Source organism: Marivirga sp. (genome assembly GCF_051117495.1).
Lineage (GTDB): Bacteria > Bacteroidota > Bacteroidia > Cytophagales > Cyclobacteriaceae > Marivirga.
Genome location: NZ_JBNPEF010000001.1, coordinates 12,947 through 30,324 on the forward strand (window position 1 = coordinate 12,947; position 17,378 = coordinate 30,324).

The following is a 17,378-nucleotide window of genomic DNA, read 5'->3' on the forward strand; positions in this document are numbered from 1 at the left end:
TCCACTTTTCCTATACGTTCAATTATTCTGACTAAGCTTATTTTTTCATGAAGGATAAAATATATACTTACTTTGATGTGCTGAATCAACACAGTATTATATCTGCCACCAACCTCAAAGGGGAAATCAAATACGTAAATGATCAATTTTGTGATATCTCTAAATATGAAGAATCTGAATTAATCGGTGCTCCTCACAGCATAGTAAATTCTGGTTATCATAATAGAGCTTATTTCAAAGATTTATGGAGAACTATTGGCAGAGGAAAGGTTTGGCAAGGAAACATTCTGAATAAAGCTAAAGATGGAAGTAATTATTGGGTAGCTACCACCATAGTTCCGATTATAGAAGAAAGTAAAGTAAAAGAATATTTTTCCATTCGGATTGAGAAAACCGAAGAAATGAAATTGGAAGAAGAAAAGACCCTTCATGAAAATCGTTTCACACAACTTTTTAATCACATTAGCGAAGGGGTTGTTACCTTAAAAAAATTCGGACACAAATTTATTATCACCGATTTTAATCGAGGTGCAGAAAAATTAGACCATAAAAATAGTGCAGAAGTAATAGGTAAAGATGTCTTAGAGGTATTTCCTGGAACTGAAACCAGTGGTTTTTATGACTATATTGAAGAAGCCTATCAAAAAGGCTATGCGCAATATCCTATTTTAAAATATCAAGACGAAAATTCAGATGTTTGGAGAAAAGGGGAGTTTTATAAGTTACCAAATGAAGAAATAGTCTGTGTTTACCATGATATCACAGAGGAAATAATACAATTAGAACAACTAAAAAAATATAATGAAAAACTAGAGGAAATCGCTTTCAAGGCTTCACATGAAGTAAGGGCGCCAGTGGCCAGTATTTTAGGTTTAATGCAATTATTAGATTTGTCTGATCTGTCTGAAAACAATCAACAGGTTTTAGAACATATGAAAAGCTCCGTGGAAAAGTTAGACCAAACAATTCGAGATATTGTCAAAGTAAGTTATGATACTGAAGAAGGAAAAGCACTTTTTTCCAAGTTATCTGATTTAAAAAATCATTTCCAAAATCTTTAATTTTCTATTTCATCATAACCGACTCTTAAAAGAGCGTAAGCCATTAAGCCAGAAACAATTAATCCAATAATAGGAATAAGAAAAACATCCCAAGTAATATTGTTTTCAAGAAATATTGCTTGATAAACAAGGACAAAAAAACCTACCAAACAAATAACTGCCCCAAATAAACTGCCTATTCCAAAGTAAATTGCTAATCCACCATTCACTCTTTTCTTAATTCTTTTTGACATAGTGCTATTGTTTAAAAAAAGGTTAAGCTTACCTGCATTAATACGGCAAATATCATAAATGCCACCAAACCCAAACGCAAATCATAGTTTTTTACTTTATAAAAATATAGATATTGGGAAAGAAATACAAACGGAATGATAAAACCAAAAATTCTATAAATATCATAAGGAGGGGTTAGTTTTTCTCCTGTTCTATGATGAATAAGTTCCATGCAAGTGCCAAAAAACACGCTTTTTTTCAAAATGTATTTTTCACCTATTTTAACAACTTCTTTTGTATTAGCCTGAATTTCATATTGTTGATTGTTTTCTAGCAATATAGAATATTCGTATGCGATTTTGTTAGGATTTATAACGCTTTTTCTTGAGGTATTATAATGATATCCTACAATTGTACTTTCCTTTTCAAAATATGGGAGTACGTAATCCAATGCAAGTAAAATATTAAAAGCTAAAACGATTAAAACGAATGGCTTTACTTTTTTAATCATCCACTGATAAACTTCCTTTTGAGTTTGTGCTTGACCAGCTCTTTTTCTTCTATAATAAGCTTGTCTTTTTTGCGCATAGTTATCTGGCGCATTATAAAATGCTGATTTTTGATTTCTCTGATAAGTAGGGTTTTCGGGGGGATCGGGATGTTTCTTTAAAAAGCTATAGGCTGAATTAATTTCCTTAAATTTCTCTCCATTATCCAATTTATAAATATCAGGATGATATTGCTTGGCTAAATTTCGATAAGCATCTTTTATCTCTTCTGGTGAAGCTCCAGGGCTTAATCCCAAAATTGAAATGGATTCAATATAAGTTCTTTTGATTCGAGCCATTTGACCTAGCAATATAGAAGTAGCCTATACCTAATGCAAAACCAATCCCTGTGAAAAGGGAAATATTATCCACAAAGTATCCTACTAACATTCCTGCCATGGTACAGATACTAATTTTGAAAAAAGGACTATGCCATATTTTTCTCATTTAATCATTAACCTGTAAACAGGATATCGTTTGTGGGATTTTTCATAATGCTTGGATTTCTTAAAAATCCAGTCTAATTGTGCATAATTATTAGAGGCAAATGCGGAATCATTTTCTTGCTTTTCATAAAATAATGATTGTTCATCTTTAGGCAGATCCGCTAAAATTTCTTTAGCTTTTGGTTCAAATACATAAGCTGAAAAACTTTCCTTCTGCTGTAAAATACTATCAAAGAAATTCCAATTAAAAAATGAATCCTTTGCCTCAGGCTCTAGGGTCTCTACCAAATACCTTTTATTTTTTTGGCGGGTATCAATCAAATAATCACCTTTTCGAAATGCCATTTCTTGATTTGAAGATTTAACCTTTGTATTGTAATGCAAATAATGTCCCTCATAAGGATTCCCGACCGTTTTAAAATCATTAATATGATAAACTTCAACTGAAAATGCAGTATCTTTTCTCAAAGATTCCATCTTTATCCCATTAGCTTTAAGTCTGTTAATTACTTCAGACCATGCTTGAGGAATTACATAATAATCTGGCACTTTTACAGATTTTTCCACTTTATAATAATTGTAAAATGGCACCTCTTTTTCGAATGTATCATTTTTATGATACTTCAATAATGGATTTCCCGTTAATTCACTTTCAGGATAGCTTGTTTTATATCCATTCAATGTAATCATCTTAAATTCATCTTGATCATTTTTCCATAAGATCGGCAAAGAATCTGCTTCTTGAATTTGGTTCCTATCCTGCGCTTTTAATTTTTGGATTTTAGCTCCTTCCTTGGCTGTCAATTCTGAAGCAATATTCAGAAAGTCATAAATATTTTCCACTCTAGTTTTATAATCTTTCCACATATGGTCTTCAGTCATAAAACCAAAAGTCTGGAATAGGGTAGTGTATCCTGTTGAATAGCGAGGCGCATCCCAGAATTGCGTCCATCCGTTTTCTGGTGTAGTGCCATGTACATTTACATATTCAATAGGGTTTCTGCCTTTTGCTTCCATCATTTCAAAAATCTTAGGCTCAAATTCATTCTCAAGATATTCCCCCAAATTTCTACCTAATTTATTATGCTGAGTAGTCAGCACTGTCACCACATGCTGATGATCGGAACCATTAGTCACATGCGTATCAATAAAAACATCGGGGTCGAGTTGATGGAAAATTTCAGCAAAGGCAAAGGCATTTTTGGAATCCATTTTGATAAAATCCCTATTCAAATCATAATTATGAGCATTACCTCTGAAACCGTAAGATTCTGGTCCGTTTTGATTGGTTCGGGTTGTGCTGTTTCGATTGAGTGCCCCTCCAATATTATAAAAAGGAATTACGGCCACTATCACATTATCCAAAAATTTATGCTGGCTAATATTTTGAGCCCAATTTCTAAGCATCATCATAGAAGCATCTATTCCATCAGATTCACCTGGGTGAATTCCATTGTTGATGAATAATATGGGTTTTTCTGAATTTTGTAATTCACTAAATCGAAAATTTTCTTCCTTATTGAAAACTACTAAATGTAAAGGTTCCCCACTATCCGTTTTGCCCATTTCCCGCATATCAATTTGCGGAAATTTTTGAGCTAATTTTTTATAAAAGTTTATTCCTTCGTGATAAGTAGCGGTTTTTGTTCCATTTGATTCTTCGAATGCTGTAATTAATTCTTGAGCATTGGAAGATGAGAGGCAAAAAATAAATAGGATGAAAAATATGGGTCGCATCATATTGCTATTTTAAGTTGAAATTTAAAATTACTAAATCAGATTTGATTATAAAATGTATTTTATCTCCTGCCTCCTTTAATTCCCTTCTTTTTTCTATTCGCGAAAAACTCTTGTTTTCTTCTCTGTTTTTCTTTTTCAAATTCCTTTTTTTCTGCCGTGGTCATAGGTTTATCGGTTTGAGGAAATGGATTGTCCTTCACCACAGGAATTTTCTGCTTGATCAGTTTTTCGATATCTTTCAAATAGTCGTTTTCTTCCGGTTCACATAACGAGATTGAAACTCCAGCTTCACCTGCTCTGCCTGATCGGCCAATTCTATGCACATAAGTTTCTGCAATATTGGGAATATCATAATTGATCACATATTGCAATTTGTCAATGTCAATCCCTCGGGCGGCTATGTCTGTTGCTACCAAAACGCGAATTTCTTTGTCTTTAAATTGACTCAAAGCTTTTTGCCTTTGATTTTGAGCTTTATCACCATGAATGGCTGCTGCTGAAATATTATTCTTTTTTAAATCTCTTACAATTCTATCCGCACCATGTTTTGTTCTATCAAAAAGCAATACCTGATCCATTTTTGGGTCTTTTAAAATATGAAGAAGTAAATCCTTCTTATCTGATTTATTGGTATAATATAGATATTGCTGAATAGTCTCTGCTGTGGAAGAAACTGGGGTTACCGCTATTTTTTTAGGATTATTTAAAATTTTTCGTGAAAGTTCCACTATCACATCCGGCATGGTAGCCGAGAAAAATAAAGATTGTCTTTTTGGAGGAAGAACGGCTATCACTTTTCGGATATCATGAATAAAACCCATATCCAACATTCGGTCTGCTTCATCCAGAACAAAATATTGAATATCTCTTAAATTGATAAATCCTTGATTCATCAAATCTAATAATCTGCCAGGAGTTGCAATTAACACATCCACACCATTTTTAATGGCATTGGTTTGTTTATTCTGATTTACTCCTCCAAAAATTACTGTGTTTTTTATAGTTGTATATTTTCCATAAGTGCTAAAACTTTCTCCAATTTGAATGGCCAATTCTCTTGTTGGGGTCAGTATCAATGCCTTAATTTTTCTAGAGTTTGATTGGCCTTTTTCTAGATGTTGCAAAATAGGAATGGCAAAAGCCGCTGTTTTTCCGGTTCCGGTTTGGGCACTGGCCATTATATCATTTTTTTCAAGCAAAAGCGGAATAGCTTGTTCTTGTATGGAAGTAGGCTCTGTATAATTTTCTTCTTTTAGCGCTTTTAAAATGGGCGCAATAATATTCAGTTCTTCGAATCGCATATTTAGGATTTAAATGTTCCTATCAACGAATAAACGACCAGGAACTTGGGTGTGAAAAATCAATAATTCAAAGGTAGTTAATTAGATTTCATTAATACCTTCTATAACTTTTTATTTTATGAAAATGATGAAGGCTTTAGTTTACAAAATCGCCTCTTAATTGGCGGAATCTTTTTCTGGCTTCTGCCACAAATATGCTTCCCGGATAATCTGTCATTAATTGCTGATAATATTCTTTTGCTTTGTTTTCATCTTGAATGAATTCTTCATAAATAATCGCTATTTCATAAAGTGCATCATCGGTTAATATATCATAGGGCATATCGTTCACAATTCTCTCCAACAAATTAATGGATTGTGTGTATTCCCCAATTTCTTTATCTCTTTTAGCTTTTAGCCAAAGCAGTTCATCCAGAATCGGATGTTCTTCATATTCTTTGATTAAACTGTCCAGTGTTTTTTGTGCTTTCTGGTATTTATTTTGATAAATTAACAAATCAACACCAGCATAGGCGCGAAGCGCCTTTTGCGTACTATCCAAAATAGTATTATTCTTTATAAGAATGCTCAAATCCATAGCATCATTAGCTATTTCCCTTCGGGTTGCATTTTTCAGAATATCCAGATGTTCCTGAGCCAGTTCAAATTCTCCTTTATAAAAAGAAAGTTTTGCATTTTTAAGTTTAGCGTTTTCGCCTAAATTTTCATTTTTATGACTCTTTTCTACTTGATAATATAATAAAACAGATTCCCAAGGCTCTTCTGTAATTATATAAATATCTCCCAAATTCAATTTTGCTTTAGCAATAATATCTTTTTCTGCATTGGGAAAATTTATTACTTCTTTTAACATATCAATAGCTTTCTCATGTTCATTTAAGTAAAATGCATGTAATAAAGCTTGTTGTCTGTAGGCTTCTAAGGTATAGTTAGATAAGCCAATTTCATTTACCAAATTTTTATAGGAAACAATCAAATTTCTAATAGCAGCCGTATCTATAGGGAAATGATTTTTAATTTTGATTTCCTGCGTTTTAATTTTTAATTGTTTGGCTCTTATATAATTCATTGAATTAGGAAAATTATCAACAACATAGGAAAAAATCATTTCAGCAATATCGTAATCTTCATTCTGATAGGCCAATTCCCCTATTTCCAAACTATTTTGCCCGTCTAATTGATTTCTTTTATCTATTGCTCTTGCTTGTATAAACGCTCCGTAAAAATTCTCTAATTGTAAATTGGCCCAAATCAGGAGATCGGAATACATATCTTTCTCCTTACTTTTTTGCAATTCTACCATTATTCTTTCCACGAAAGCTTGAAGTTCTTCCTCTTCTGTTAAGGATAACTGTAGCATGTTTTTAACATATCTCAAATTCCCCGGTCTCTCATTGGCATATTTTAAATACTCATTAACCATTTTATCTTTTTGATTGGTATATCGATAAAGCGTGGCCAATTGAATTGCAAATGCATTGGGATCTCGCATTATTTCACGTGCTGATAAATACAGACGCTCGGCATAATCTCGGTGTTGTTTATTGATAAAAAATTGTGCCGCAGATCTGAGATTTCCTAAATTTTGTAAAACGTCTGACTCAATTTGCTGATAAACTTTTTCTGCTTTTGAACTATCGTTAATTGTAATATAAAAATCTACAAAATCTACTTGATAATTAATATTGGAAGGAAATATTTTATTAATGTTTTTTAGATATTTTTCTGCTTCTTCATTGTATTGCTTTGCATATAATATCTCTAAATAATTATTGTGGATAAAAGAGATGTTTTGCGGAGAATCAGTCAACTCTCGATATATTGATATTGCTTTTTCAAACTCTCCTTCCTGATAATATGCATTGGCCAAACCAATTTTCTGGTTCGCTTGCCCGTAGCAAATAGTTGTTGCTAATAACAAATATGTTAATATCCAATACTTCATATATTTCAAAATCTTTTAACTAAGCCTTTTTCCACACACATAATATTATATTATTTAATTATATATAAATTATTATCTATTGTTAATGCTGTTGATATGTTGATAAATAATGAATTTAATAAAATAGTTTCTCTTTTGTATATGAATTGTAGATAACTTCATTCGATATCCACTTATATTTATCTGTAAATTAATCAATTAACATTATTGATTTTGTTTGTGAATAAAATCTTCTAGTCTGATGTTTATATCATGTCTGTGGATTAAGTTGTAGATAGATCTCACTTTTTTACACTTATCCTCATGACTTATTAACTTATCAGGATATTTTATTATCTACTGTTAAAGGATGTTTATAAATCCTCTTCTTTTACACCACTATCCACTTCATTATCCACAGTGAAATCGAAGTTTTTGTCTATAATTTCCCAATTAGCTTTTACCGTAATTAATTCATCATAGAACACGTATTCCTCTGCTTTTCTTAAAGTGTAAACATTTCCTGCATCCCAAACATTATTGTTATTGAGGTCTTTCAGTAATCTCAGTCTATACTTTCCGGGTTTTACGTAATCAAATTTATATTCCCTTTTATTGATTAGAGTATCTATAATTTCATATTTTTCATTGAGCAATTGTATAACAAAGGGAAAGGGTGGATCTATTATTTTTCCTTTTATGGTTCCATAATCTTCTATTTTTTTAAATGATAGGCTTACTTGTGTTTGTTTGCTTGTATCATTTTCTATTCCCATAAAGGCCGATTTGCCAAAGTATAATTGTAAATTCCCTGTAGATCCCTCTGATGATTGGCTGCTTTGTCTCCCTTCCATTGAGATTGGTTTTTTTAATACGTTTTCAGATTCTATTTCATTAGCTTTTATAGAATCATTAACTTTTGAGCTATCATTTAAATTGTTTGAAATAGAATCTGCTTCCTGAAGTTTTTGATTGATTTTAGTCAGGCTGTCAATTATAGTTTCAATTTTTTCTTGTTCAATATTAGTATTGATTTTTATTTCTTTCTTATTAAAACTTTGTTCTACTTCATCCTCCTTAAATGTATATATTGGAATGCTATCAATTCTTAATTGAATTGAATCAAAATTAATTTTTCTTACAGGTTTCGAGAGGCTAACATTAAACTGTTGTTTTCCAGAAGTTAATTCTCCTTTTGGTTTTTCAATAATTTTTATTGAATCATTGGTGATACGACTTTCCCTTAGTTTGAAATAAACAGAGTCTGTTCTACTTGATCCTATAGAATCAGTGACACTTACAAGAAGTAATGTCGAATCATTATCAAAATTTAGTTCTGGAAAATTTTCTTTATAGACTTTTAAGTATTTGGAATTTTCTACGTCATTGGTATATATATATTGATTGTTATCTTTTGGATTAGTTATATGATAATTACTTAGACCTTTATTGTATTGAATTATAAAATCTTTACCTACAGGACTGTATTTTTTAATCTTCAATGTATCCTCATTTCTTTGATATGTATGTAAATTGATTTGACCTATGCTATCATATAATTCAACAACCTCTGAGTGAAAACCAAAAGCTTCATTTTGTGGATTGTTTATCAAATCATCATTGTTATCCTGAAATGTATATAACCGATATTCCCCGTTTTTTAAATTTTTCATCTGATATTTTCCTTCCTTATCAGTAGTGGTAAAATATACGGGCTTACCTTGTCTTAAATTAGCGGTATCGTAATCAGTGGTATATAGTCCAACTACAAAACCTTCTTTTGCTGTATTATCTTTAATATCAGTTATGGTTCCAGATATTTCTAATGAATCTAAATAAGGACCTGTACTAAATGCAATTACGGGGTTTTCCCATAAATTTCCTTCTGTGATGTCTTTTAGTGCTTTTCTGAAATTGAATGTATAAGTGGTAGAATCCTTTAATGGTTTTTCTAATTCTATGGTGAGTTCTTGTTTTTTTAAGGAAGCCTCAAATTGTATATCTTCTCGTGGAGTTATGATTAATTCCTTATCAAGTTGTTCAAGTTTCATCCATTCATTAAAAAATAATTTTATTTCCTGATCATTGAAATTTATTGACTGGTTTTTAGGATTAGACTCATACAGAATAGGTGCTTTTTCGTCTTTTTCACCACCAGTTGGGCCTTGTACTGTGGCACATGCATATAAGATAATTGGAATTAAAAAGGATGCTATTTTTTTGGTCATTTCTTAATAACGTAAATTAGGCTAGAGAAATTATTTTTATTTTTGGAAGCGTAAGTATTTGATTTATAGCCAGTTAAAAATGAATTTACAAATTTATTCTTATTAAATTTATATTTATTGCTAAGTAAACTTATGTAGTAGGCATCTAATTTCATCGGATAGACTTTTTTTACTCTTAGGCCGTGTTTTAACATAAGGGTTTTCATAGTTTCCTGATTGAAATGATATAAGTGTCGTGGGACATCATAAGCTGCCCATTCTTCTTCAAATACCGTTTGCTCGTAACTTTCAATATTAGGTACAGCTACAATAATCTTGCCTTTTTCTTTGAGAATTGTCTTTAATATTTTGATTGTATTATTGATTTCATGTATATGTTCTAAAACATGCCAAAGTGTTATGATATCAAACTTCTTATTTTTAAGATTTAGGTCATCTATTTTTTCCTTTACCTTGGCCTTAGATTTTGCTAATTCCCTTGCTTGATCGTTAGGTTCTATTCCATATGTTTTCCAGCCATCTTCTTTCATTGTTTCTAGAAAATATCCTGTACCACATCCATAATCAAGAATCCTTCCTTTTTTCTGTTTGGCAATTGTATTTATTAATTTCCTTTTTGATGCCAAGGCATATTTTCTTACTAACTTATATATAAAATTGATTGGGGAATTAGCCTTATCCGAATGAGATATATATTCATCAGATTGATAATATTTCCCGATCTCATTTTCATCTGGTCTAGGATTAGTAAATTGAAAGTTACAATTTTCGCAAATCATGATATTAAAACTTTCCTTACTAACAGAATAGTCTTTTATCACTTTATGATTCTTTAGATTCGAAGCACTACAAACGGGGCATTCGCTAAGCTTTTCGTACATATTTATCTTCCTAAGTAAACCATTAAAATTGAAATATCTGCCGGAGTGACCCCGCTTATTCTTGAGGCCTGACCTAAAGTTTGTGGTCTTACTTTTCTTAGCTTTTCCTTGGCCTCTGCTGAAAGTGCAGGGATTTGATTGAAATCCAACGAATCTTTAATTTTCAGATCTTCGAGATTCTTCATTTTTTCAATCATTTGATTTTCTTTCTCTATATAGCTTTCATATTTTATATGAATTTCTGAAGCTTCGATTACTTCTTGAGTAAACCCATTGATCATTTGGTTTAATTCATCTTCTATATGTTGTAATTCTTTAAAGCTAATTTCTGGCCTTTTCAATATACTGTAGGCATTTGTTTTTTCCTTAATTGGTGCAGAATTGATTTCATTTAACCTTTCATTAACGATATTAGGCTTTACTTTATGAGTTTTTAAATTATTAATAAATGAATCAATATGAGATTGTTTTTTCTCAACATGCTTTAATCTTTCATCGGAGGCAAGACCAATTTTATGTCCTAAAGGAGTTAAACGAATATCTGCATTATCTTGTCTTAATAATATTCTATGTTCCGCTCTAGAGGTAAACATTCTGTAAGGTTCTTCTGTGCCTTTATTAATTAGATCATCTATTAAGACGCCAATATAGGCTTCAGACCTTGATAGTATAAAAGGTTCTTGTTCATTTAATTTTAAATGAGCATTGATTCCAGCCATCAATCCTTGGCATGCTGCTTCTTCATAACCTGTTGTACCATTAATTTGACCGGCAAAATATAAATTGTCAACTAATTTTGTTTCTAAAGTAGTTTTTAACTGAGTAGGCGGAAAGAAGTCATATTCTATAGCATATCCAGGTCTAAACATTTTAACATTTCTGAAGCCCTCTATTTCTCTTATAGCTTTATATTGTATATCTTCTGGAAGAGAGGTAGAAAATCCATTTACGTAAACTTCAACTGTATCCCAGCCTTCTGGCTCTACAAATATTTGGTGCCTGTTTCGTTCTGCAAAACGGTTGATTTTATCTTCAATTGAAGGACAGTATCTTGGTCCTAAGCCTTGGATTCTTCCATTAAACATAGGAGATCTTTCAAATCCTTCTTCTAATATTTCATGAACCAATGGATTTGTGTAGGTGATATGGCAACTTCTTTGGTTTTCTAATCTTTTGGTTTCATTTGAGAAAGAGAATTTTTCCGGAAGCTCATCCCCTTTTTGTTCTTCTATTATGCTGTAGTCAATAGTCCTTCCATCTACTCTTGGAGGAGTACCCGTTTTCATTCTTCCCGATTCAAAGCCTAAATCTTCTAGTTGTTCGGTTATTCCTTTAGACGCTCTTTCTGCAGATCTACCACCACCAAATTGTTTTTCACCAATATGGATCAATCCATTTAAGAATGTGCCATTGGTCAGAACCACAGCTTTTGCTTTTATTTTTAAACCCATGCTGGTTTCAATACCGGTAACTTTATTGTTTTCAACAATAATTCCAGACACCATTTCTTGCCAGAAATCAAGGTTGGGAATTCTTTCTAATTGTAATCTCCATTCTTCGGCAAAACGCATACGGTCATTTTGCGATCTTGGGCTCCACATGGCTGGTCCTTTGGATTTATTAAGCATCCTAAACTGAATCATAGACTTATCTGCTATAATACCAGAATAACCCCCAAGTGCATCTATTTCGCGAACAATTTGTCCTTTAGCCACCCCACCTACTGCAGGGTTGCAAGACATTTGGGCAATTGTATTCATATTCATTGTCGCCAGCAAGACTTTTGAGCCCATATTGGCAGCGGCAGCAGCAGCTTCACACCCTGCATGCCCACCTCCTACTACTATTAAATCGTAATCTTGAAACATATTGCTATATATATTCAATGTTCCACGTGGAACACATGATTTTATTTTAGATGTTTATTTACTGTTCCACGTGAAACAGTTTTCGTTTTATTTTTTTGCTTTGTTAATGTTCCACGTGGAACATCCAATTTCCTATAATAATTCAATCGCTTTGTTTTCTTCTACCCTCATTTCTATTTTCTCAGCTTCTGTTTTATCACGGAACCCCATTAAGTGTAATAAGCCGTGTGCCATTACTCTTGCTAATTCCTTTTCCTTGCTTATTTCTAATTTAATAGCATTTTCATTCACTCTCTCAAGACTGATAAATATATCTGCCTCTATAGTGTTTTCTGCTTCCGAAACCTCTTTTAAATCAAATGTTATGATATCAGTATAAGTATCGTGATTTAAATATTCTAAATTGATTTTATGTAAGTATTCGTCAGAACAGAAAATATAATTAATTTCAGTAATCTTGTAATCATAAGAATTGGCAATTTTATGCAACCAATTTTTATGATTTCTTAGTTTTCTTAAATCTATTTTATAATCTTCCTTAAAGAAGTAAATATTGTTCATTAACTTATATAGAAGCTTAATTTTACTTTTTTCCCTTCTTCTTCAAAACTTAATTCATCGCTCAATGCTTTCATCAAGAATATCCCTCTTCCACCTGGTTTATCGATGTTTTCCGGTGCAGTTGGATCAGGAAGAGCATTATAATCAAATCCTTGGCCTTCATCCGAAACATTAAAGACTATGGTGTTGTCTTCCATATTGAGTGAGAGAAAAACATTTTTTTCTTTATTGCCTTGGTTTCCATGGATAATGGCATTATTAACGGATTCCGTTACTGCAATCATGATGTTGCCATAAATGTCATCATTCAGGTCAAATTTTTCCTTTGCATTGTCAATAAAGCTCTCAACAATTCTTATGTTCTCACTGAGAGATGGAATACTTATACTGATTTCGCTCATTGTATTAGGTTTTCTTTTGATTTTAATCGATTATAATATTTATTGATTTCGTTTTTATAGTAAGGGGTAAAGTTCGGTGGAACGTTCCTTAACTGTTCAATTTCCTTCTGTTTCTCTTTTATATATTCTTCAAAAGCGTTAGGGATACGTTCTCTTTCATATTCTGTTGCAGTCTCCCCTTTTCTTTCATCCTTTTCTTCTTGTTCTTCTCGTGCTTTTTCGGATTCTAATAATCTAGTCACTATTTTTTGCTGTCTCTCTATTAATTTTCTGTCCAAACGCTTATTAACTAAATCCTCTTCTATTTTTTCCATTTCTTCCGAGATACTACCATTGTTTCCCCCGTTTTCATTTCCGTTTTCTGAATTCATTTGTTTCTCAAGCTCTTCCATTATTTGCCTGATTTTAGCTTGTTCGCGTGCTAGTTCTCCTAATTCTTCAGAAAATTGCCTACCTGATTTTTGTCCTTTGCTTAATTCCTGCGTCTTTTGGTTGAGGGATTCTTGCATTTGAGATAGGCTTGGTGTTTGTTGGTTGCCTTGTGATTCTTGCCCCATTCCCATGGATGATTGCATTTGCATCTGCATTTGCTCAAGAACATCATCCAGCATAAGAGCTAGGTTATTCATAGAGGTCATGGCAAATTGCTGTTCGCCTATAGCCTTTTCATTTTCTCTTTCTCGTAAAGCTTTGACACTAGATTCCATTGACTCATTCATTTGGTCAAGTTCTTTGTAAATAAAATTTTTAAGTTGAAATACACGTTCTGCTAAAGTAGAAAGACTATCTTCCACAATTTTAGCATCATCTTGCATGGCCAGTTGTTTTTCTGATAAAGTAATAAACCTAGGATCGCTTGGGTTAACTTCTTTAAATTTATTCATTAATTTTTCTTGCCTAAATGACAGCTTTAATAGATTATCGACAATATTTTTCAAGTCATCAATATTTTCCTGTAACATTTCCATTTCCATACCCATTTGCATGGAAGATAGCATTTCAGACATTTTTTTCATTTCATCTGCCGCTTTTTGCTGTTGTTCGCTAGCGCCTTTTTTGTTGTTCTCTTGAATTTTTTGCTGACTGTTCTGCTGGCTTAAGTCTATTTCGCTTTCTTGTTCTTTTGTATTCTGAAGTGCATTAGGTTGTTTTAAAGACTGATTGCGCTTTTCAATCTCTCTTAATTCCTCTTGTAATTTCTCAAAATCTTCATTTACCTTTTTTTGCTTTTCTAAAGCTTCTTTTTGTTCTTTTTCAGACTCAAAATTTTCTTCATCATCACCATTTCCCTCATCCCCATCATTTTTTTTTGGTGTTGAAGAATTTTCTTTAGGTTTATTTTCCTCAGCTAATTTCTTTTGTTCTTTTTCTAATTCTTTGAATTTCTCCCCCACCTGCTTCATATCATACTGGATTTCCATTCTCTTAAATAACTCCATCAATCTTTCCATCTCCTTAAGCTTATTTTTCTCTTGCTTTTTAAGGTCTTCAACTGATTCTCTAAATTCATCAGATTGATTTTGCTCTTCTAAAAGGGATTTTATTTTTTCCATGAGTTCCTCATTCTCATCTTGAAGCATCTCTTCCATTAAGTTTTCCAGCTGTTCAGATTTTTCTCTGAGTTGGTCATCTTCTTTATTAAACCGTTCTCTCTTTGCTTGATTTTTCTCAAGTTCATTTTTTATTTTCTCTAATTCCTTTCTTCTATTCTCTCGTTCTTGAAAAATTTCTTCAATTAACTTTTTATCTTCCCAATCAAGGTTTCTTTTTGTTTTAAGGATTTCTTCTAATTCTTCTAATTTTAAATTAGTCCTTTTAGTGGCATCTATGTTTTTATCTAACTGATTTTCAGTAGATTGACTAGTTTTTCTGATTTCTTCTTCAATTTTTTCATCATTGGGTAATTGAAAATAATAGGTTGTGCTTTTTGAATATTTTGGTCCGTTAATACCGTCATTATCCGCAACTTCAACGAAGTACTCTAATCTTATGTCTTTATCAGTTAAAAGAGAATCTATTTCCCAAACTTTGAAATATTTTTGATTGAGGATTTTTTGATCGAAGGACAACGGAATAAAGCCTTTTTCCAATACTTCCCCTTTTTTTAGTTTTTGGTAAACAATTCTTAATTGGGAAAAACCATAATCATCACTTATTTCACCTGCTATAGCTACTTGGTTAAAGTATGTGCTGTCATTAATTGGGTTTAAGTTTATTTCAGGATGCTTATCTTTAATTACTTCAATTGAATAGTTGATTTTATGATTGTATGATGCTTCAGTATTAAATAAATTCAATTGATATTGTGCACTTTCTATCAATATTTTTGACAAATTAAAGGTGTTATTATTAATTTTAGTAAAAGGAGTGCTATCATTATTAATACTTATGGATAACAGATCGCTGGATCTACTTTTAATAAGCCATTCTGCTTCTGTTCCTTCTGGAATGATAAGATTTCCAGAATTACTTATTCTTTCTGTCTTTGTTCCAATATAGTCAGGATAATTTAGTGTAATGTTCATATCCTGAATTCTTGGCTTTTCAAATATCTTCAAAACATAGTTACCTGAATAGAAGCCTGCCGCCTCTAAATTGAAATTCAAATCCTTTTGAACATTTTTTATAACGAACTGAAATTCATTATTGGATATTTTTTCAAATTTCTGTTTTACGCCATCCTTATTAATATATAAATCCTGTGGTAGCTCGTTTCCTTCCAATTTAGCTTTAAGGGTATAGTTTTCGCCTTTAAAGCTTTTTAACTCATCATTTTCTACTATAAATGAAAAAGGAGCTTTTGGAATAAAATCCTCGTTGAATTTTATAATACGATAACTTCCTTCAGTAATCATATTAGGGGAAAGCATAAGAATTAGTCCAATGATGATGGTGGGAATTATCAAATAAGGTAAATAAGGAGAATTTGAAGATTTTATATTAATACTTTCCTTAAAATTCAGCAGAGCAATTTTTTCAGACTTTTGATCGATACTTGCAGCAATGAGGCTATTTTCATTGGAAGTTATTTTATTTAACTGTATGATATTCAAAAGTTTATCACTTATTTCAGGAAAAAATTTTCCTATTTGCCTTGCCGCTTCAGCATCGCTTAATTGCTCTCCATTTTTAAGGAGATGAAAAGCAGGAATCAAAAGGGAACGGATCAGGACATAAACAATTATTAGGGAAGAAAGGCTAAAAATAATTGTTCTAGCAAAACTGCTCATCTGAAAACTATATTCTAACCAACTACTAATCAACAAAATAAATAGAAAAATAGCCATGTTGACAATAATGCCTTTTACTATTTTATTCAAATAGTATTTTCTCTTATAAGCCCTTAGCTTATCAAGAATTTCCGCTATGTTCCTATTTTCCTTCACTTCAGTTATAACGGGAATTTTAAAACAATGATTTCCAATATATTATCAATTTCAGGATACATCTAATTCAATTTTTACTGGGCAATGATCAGAATGTTTAACATCCTGTAAAATATCAGCTGATTGAAGTTTATGGAGTAAGTTTTCCGAAAGCATGTGGTAATCAATTCTCCAACCTTTATTTCTTTCTCTTGCCGCAGAACGATAACTCCACCAACTGTATTGGTCAGGTTCTTTATTCAAATGTCTAAAAGTATCAATAAACCCATCATTTAAGAATTCAGTCATCCATTCTCTTTCTTCAGGTAAAAAACCCGAACTATTTTTATTTCTTACCGGGTCATGGATATCAATCGGCTGATGGCAAATATTATAATCACCACAAATTAGAAGATTAGGATAGTCTTGCTTCAGCTCTTGAATATAATTCCTGAAATCGGCCAGCCATTTCATTTTGAAATCTTGACGGGGATCACCGCTGGAACCGCTGGGCATATAAGTGCTGATAATTGAAAAATCATTAAAATCGGCTCTAATTACTCTTCCTTCCCTATCATATTCCGGTATTCCACAACCGACCTCAACATTTTTAGGTTTTATTTTCGTAAAAATACCAACACCACTGTAGCCTTTTTTCTCTGCCGAGTGCCAATAAATATGGTACCCTAAATTTTCGAAAACAGAAAGGTCAATTTGGTCTTGATTGGCTTTTAATTCTTGCAGGCAAAAAACATCGGGTTCTTCGTTTTGAAGCCAAACGCTTAAACCTTTTCTTTCTGCTGCCCTAATTCCATTTACGTTGTAAGAAATGATATTCATT

At 32.0% G+C, this 17,378-nt stretch carries 13 protein-coding genes; 1 reads left to right on the forward strand and 12 read right to left on the reverse strand.

Annotated features, from left to right (window positions below):
• The first annotated feature begins 47 nt into the window (after positions 1-47).
• The gene (locus tag ACFE0M_RS00045; RefSeq protein ID WP_434543686.1) at positions 48-1,061 is read left to right on the forward strand and encodes a PAS domain-containing protein; all 1,014 of its coding nucleotides are present in this window, start codon (positions 48-50) and stop codon (positions 1,059-1,061) included.
• Here the strand turns inward: ACFE0M_RS00045 and ACFE0M_RS00050 are convergent.
• From ACFE0M_RS00050 to ACFE0M_RS00105, 12 genes are all read right to left on the reverse strand, one after another.
• Positions 1,058-1,294 carry a hypothetical protein gene (locus ACFE0M_RS00050; RefSeq protein WP_434543687.1) on the reverse strand — a complete coding sequence of 79 codons (237 nt, stop codon included), beginning with the start codon at positions 1,292-1,294 and terminating at the stop codon, positions 1,058-1,060. The genes ACFE0M_RS00045 and ACFE0M_RS00050 overlap by 4 nt on opposite strands.
• A gap of 11 nt (positions 1,295-1,305) precedes the next feature.
• The gene (locus ACFE0M_RS00055; protein ID WP_434543688.1) at positions 1,306-2,121 is read right to left on the reverse strand and encodes a J domain-containing protein; all 816 of its coding nucleotides are present in this window, start codon (positions 2,119-2,121) and stop codon (positions 1,306-1,308) included.
• A 144-nt stretch (positions 2,122-2,265) separates the two neighbouring features.
• Entirely contained in the window at positions 2,266-4,008 is a 1,743-nt protein-coding gene (locus ACFE0M_RS00060; protein ID WP_434543689.1) for a M14 family metallopeptidase, read from the reverse strand.
• 59 nt (positions 4,009-4,067) lie between these two features.
• Positions 4,068-5,309, reverse strand: coding sequence for a DEAD/DEAH box helicase (locus ACFE0M_RS00065; protein WP_434543690.1), 1,242 nt, complete (start codon positions 5,307-5,309; stop codon positions 4,068-4,070).
• 136 nt (positions 5,310-5,445) lie between these two features.
• Positions 5,446-7,254, reverse strand: a complete 1,809-nt coding sequence (locus tag ACFE0M_RS00070) for a tetratricopeptide repeat protein (protein ID WP_434543691.1) — start codon at positions 7,252-7,254, stop codon at positions 5,446-5,448.
• 353 nt (positions 7,255-7,607) lie between these two features.
• Positions 7,608-9,461, reverse strand: a complete 1,854-nt coding sequence (locus tag ACFE0M_RS00075) for an Ig-like domain-containing domain (protein ID WP_434543692.1) — start codon at positions 9,459-9,461, stop codon at positions 7,608-7,610.
• Complete coding sequence (locus ACFE0M_RS00080; protein ID WP_434543694.1) at positions 9,458-10,342, reverse strand: class I SAM-dependent methyltransferase; 885 nt, start codon at positions 10,340-10,342, stop codon at positions 9,458-9,460. The genes ACFE0M_RS00075 and ACFE0M_RS00080 overlap by 4 nt, the downstream gene beginning before the upstream one ends.
• Positions 10,343-10,344: 2 nt before the next feature.
• Positions 10,345-12,210 (reverse strand): tRNA uridine-5-carboxymethylaminomethyl(34) synthesis enzyme MnmG, encoded by a 1,866-nt coding sequence (mnmG, locus tag ACFE0M_RS00085; protein WP_434543695.1) that lies wholly within the window; start codon positions 12,208-12,210, stop codon positions 10,345-10,347.
• Between the two features lie 132 nt (positions 12,211-12,342).
• Positions 12,343-12,771 (reverse strand): rRNA maturation RNase YbeY, encoded by a 429-nt coding sequence (gene ybeY / locus ACFE0M_RS00090; RefSeq protein ID WP_434543696.1) that lies wholly within the window; start codon positions 12,769-12,771, stop codon positions 12,343-12,345.
• Positions 12,771-13,172 carry an ATP-binding protein gene (locus tag ACFE0M_RS00095; protein ID WP_434543697.1) on the reverse strand — a complete coding sequence of 134 codons (402 nt, stop codon included), beginning with the start codon at positions 13,170-13,172 and terminating at the stop codon, positions 12,771-12,773. The genes ybeY and ACFE0M_RS00095 overlap by 1 nt, the downstream gene beginning before the upstream one ends.
• Positions 13,169-16,558 carry a DUF4175 family protein gene (locus tag ACFE0M_RS00100; RefSeq protein WP_434543698.1) on the reverse strand — a complete coding sequence of 1,130 codons (3,390 nt, stop codon included), beginning with the start codon at positions 16,556-16,558 and terminating at the stop codon, positions 13,169-13,171. Before ACFE0M_RS00100 ends, ACFE0M_RS00095 begins: the two co-directional genes overlap by 4 nt.
• A gap of 51 nt (positions 16,559-16,609) precedes the next feature.
• Positions 16,610-17,377: an exodeoxyribonuclease III gene (locus ACFE0M_RS00105; protein ID WP_434543699.1), complete on the reverse strand. Its 768-nt coding sequence runs from the start codon at positions 17,375-17,377 to the stop codon at positions 16,610-16,612.
• Position 17,378: the final 1 nt, after the last annotated feature.

Coding starts and splice junctions, on each gene's coding strand:
- ACFE0M_RS00045 (WP_434543686.1), top strand. CDS start 48: ATGAAGGATAAAATATATACTTACTTTGATGTGCTGAATCAACACAGT.
- ACFE0M_RS00050 (WP_434543687.1), bottom strand. CDS start 1,294: ATGTCAAAAAGAATTAAGAAAAGAGTGAATGGTGGATTAGCAATTTAC.
- ACFE0M_RS00055 (WP_434543688.1), bottom strand. CDS start 2,121: ATGGCTCGAATCAAAAGAACTTATATTGAATCCATTTCAATTTTGGGA.
- ACFE0M_RS00060 (WP_434543689.1), bottom strand. CDS start 4,008: ATGATGCGACCCATATTTTTCATCCTATTTATTTTTTGCCTCTCATCT.
- ACFE0M_RS00065 (WP_434543690.1), bottom strand. CDS start 5,309: ATGCGATTCGAAGAACTGAATATTATTGCGCCCATTTTAAAAGCGCTA.
- ACFE0M_RS00070 (WP_434543691.1), bottom strand. CDS start 7,254: ATGAAGTATTGGATATTAACATATTTGTTATTAGCAACAACTATTTGC.
- ACFE0M_RS00075 (WP_434543692.1), bottom strand. CDS start 9,461: ATGACCAAAAAAATAGCATCCTTTTTAATTCCAATTATCTTATATGCA.
- ACFE0M_RS00080 (WP_434543694.1), bottom strand. CDS start 10,342: ATGTACGAAAAGCTTAGCGAATGCCCCGTTTGTAGTGCTTCGAATCTA.
- mnmG (WP_434543695.1), bottom strand. CDS start 12,210: ATGTTTCAAGATTACGATTTAATAGTAGTAGGAGGTGGGCATGCAGGG.
- ybeY (WP_434543696.1), bottom strand. CDS start 12,771: ATGAACAATATTTACTTCTTTAAGGAAGATTATAAAATAGATTTAAGA.
- ACFE0M_RS00095 (WP_434543697.1), bottom strand. CDS start 13,172: ATGAGCGAAATCAGTATAAGTATTCCATCTCTCAGTGAGAACATAAGA.
- ACFE0M_RS00105 (WP_434543699.1), bottom strand. CDS start 17,377: ATGAATATCATTTCTTACAACGTAAATGGAATTAGGGCAGCAGAAAGA.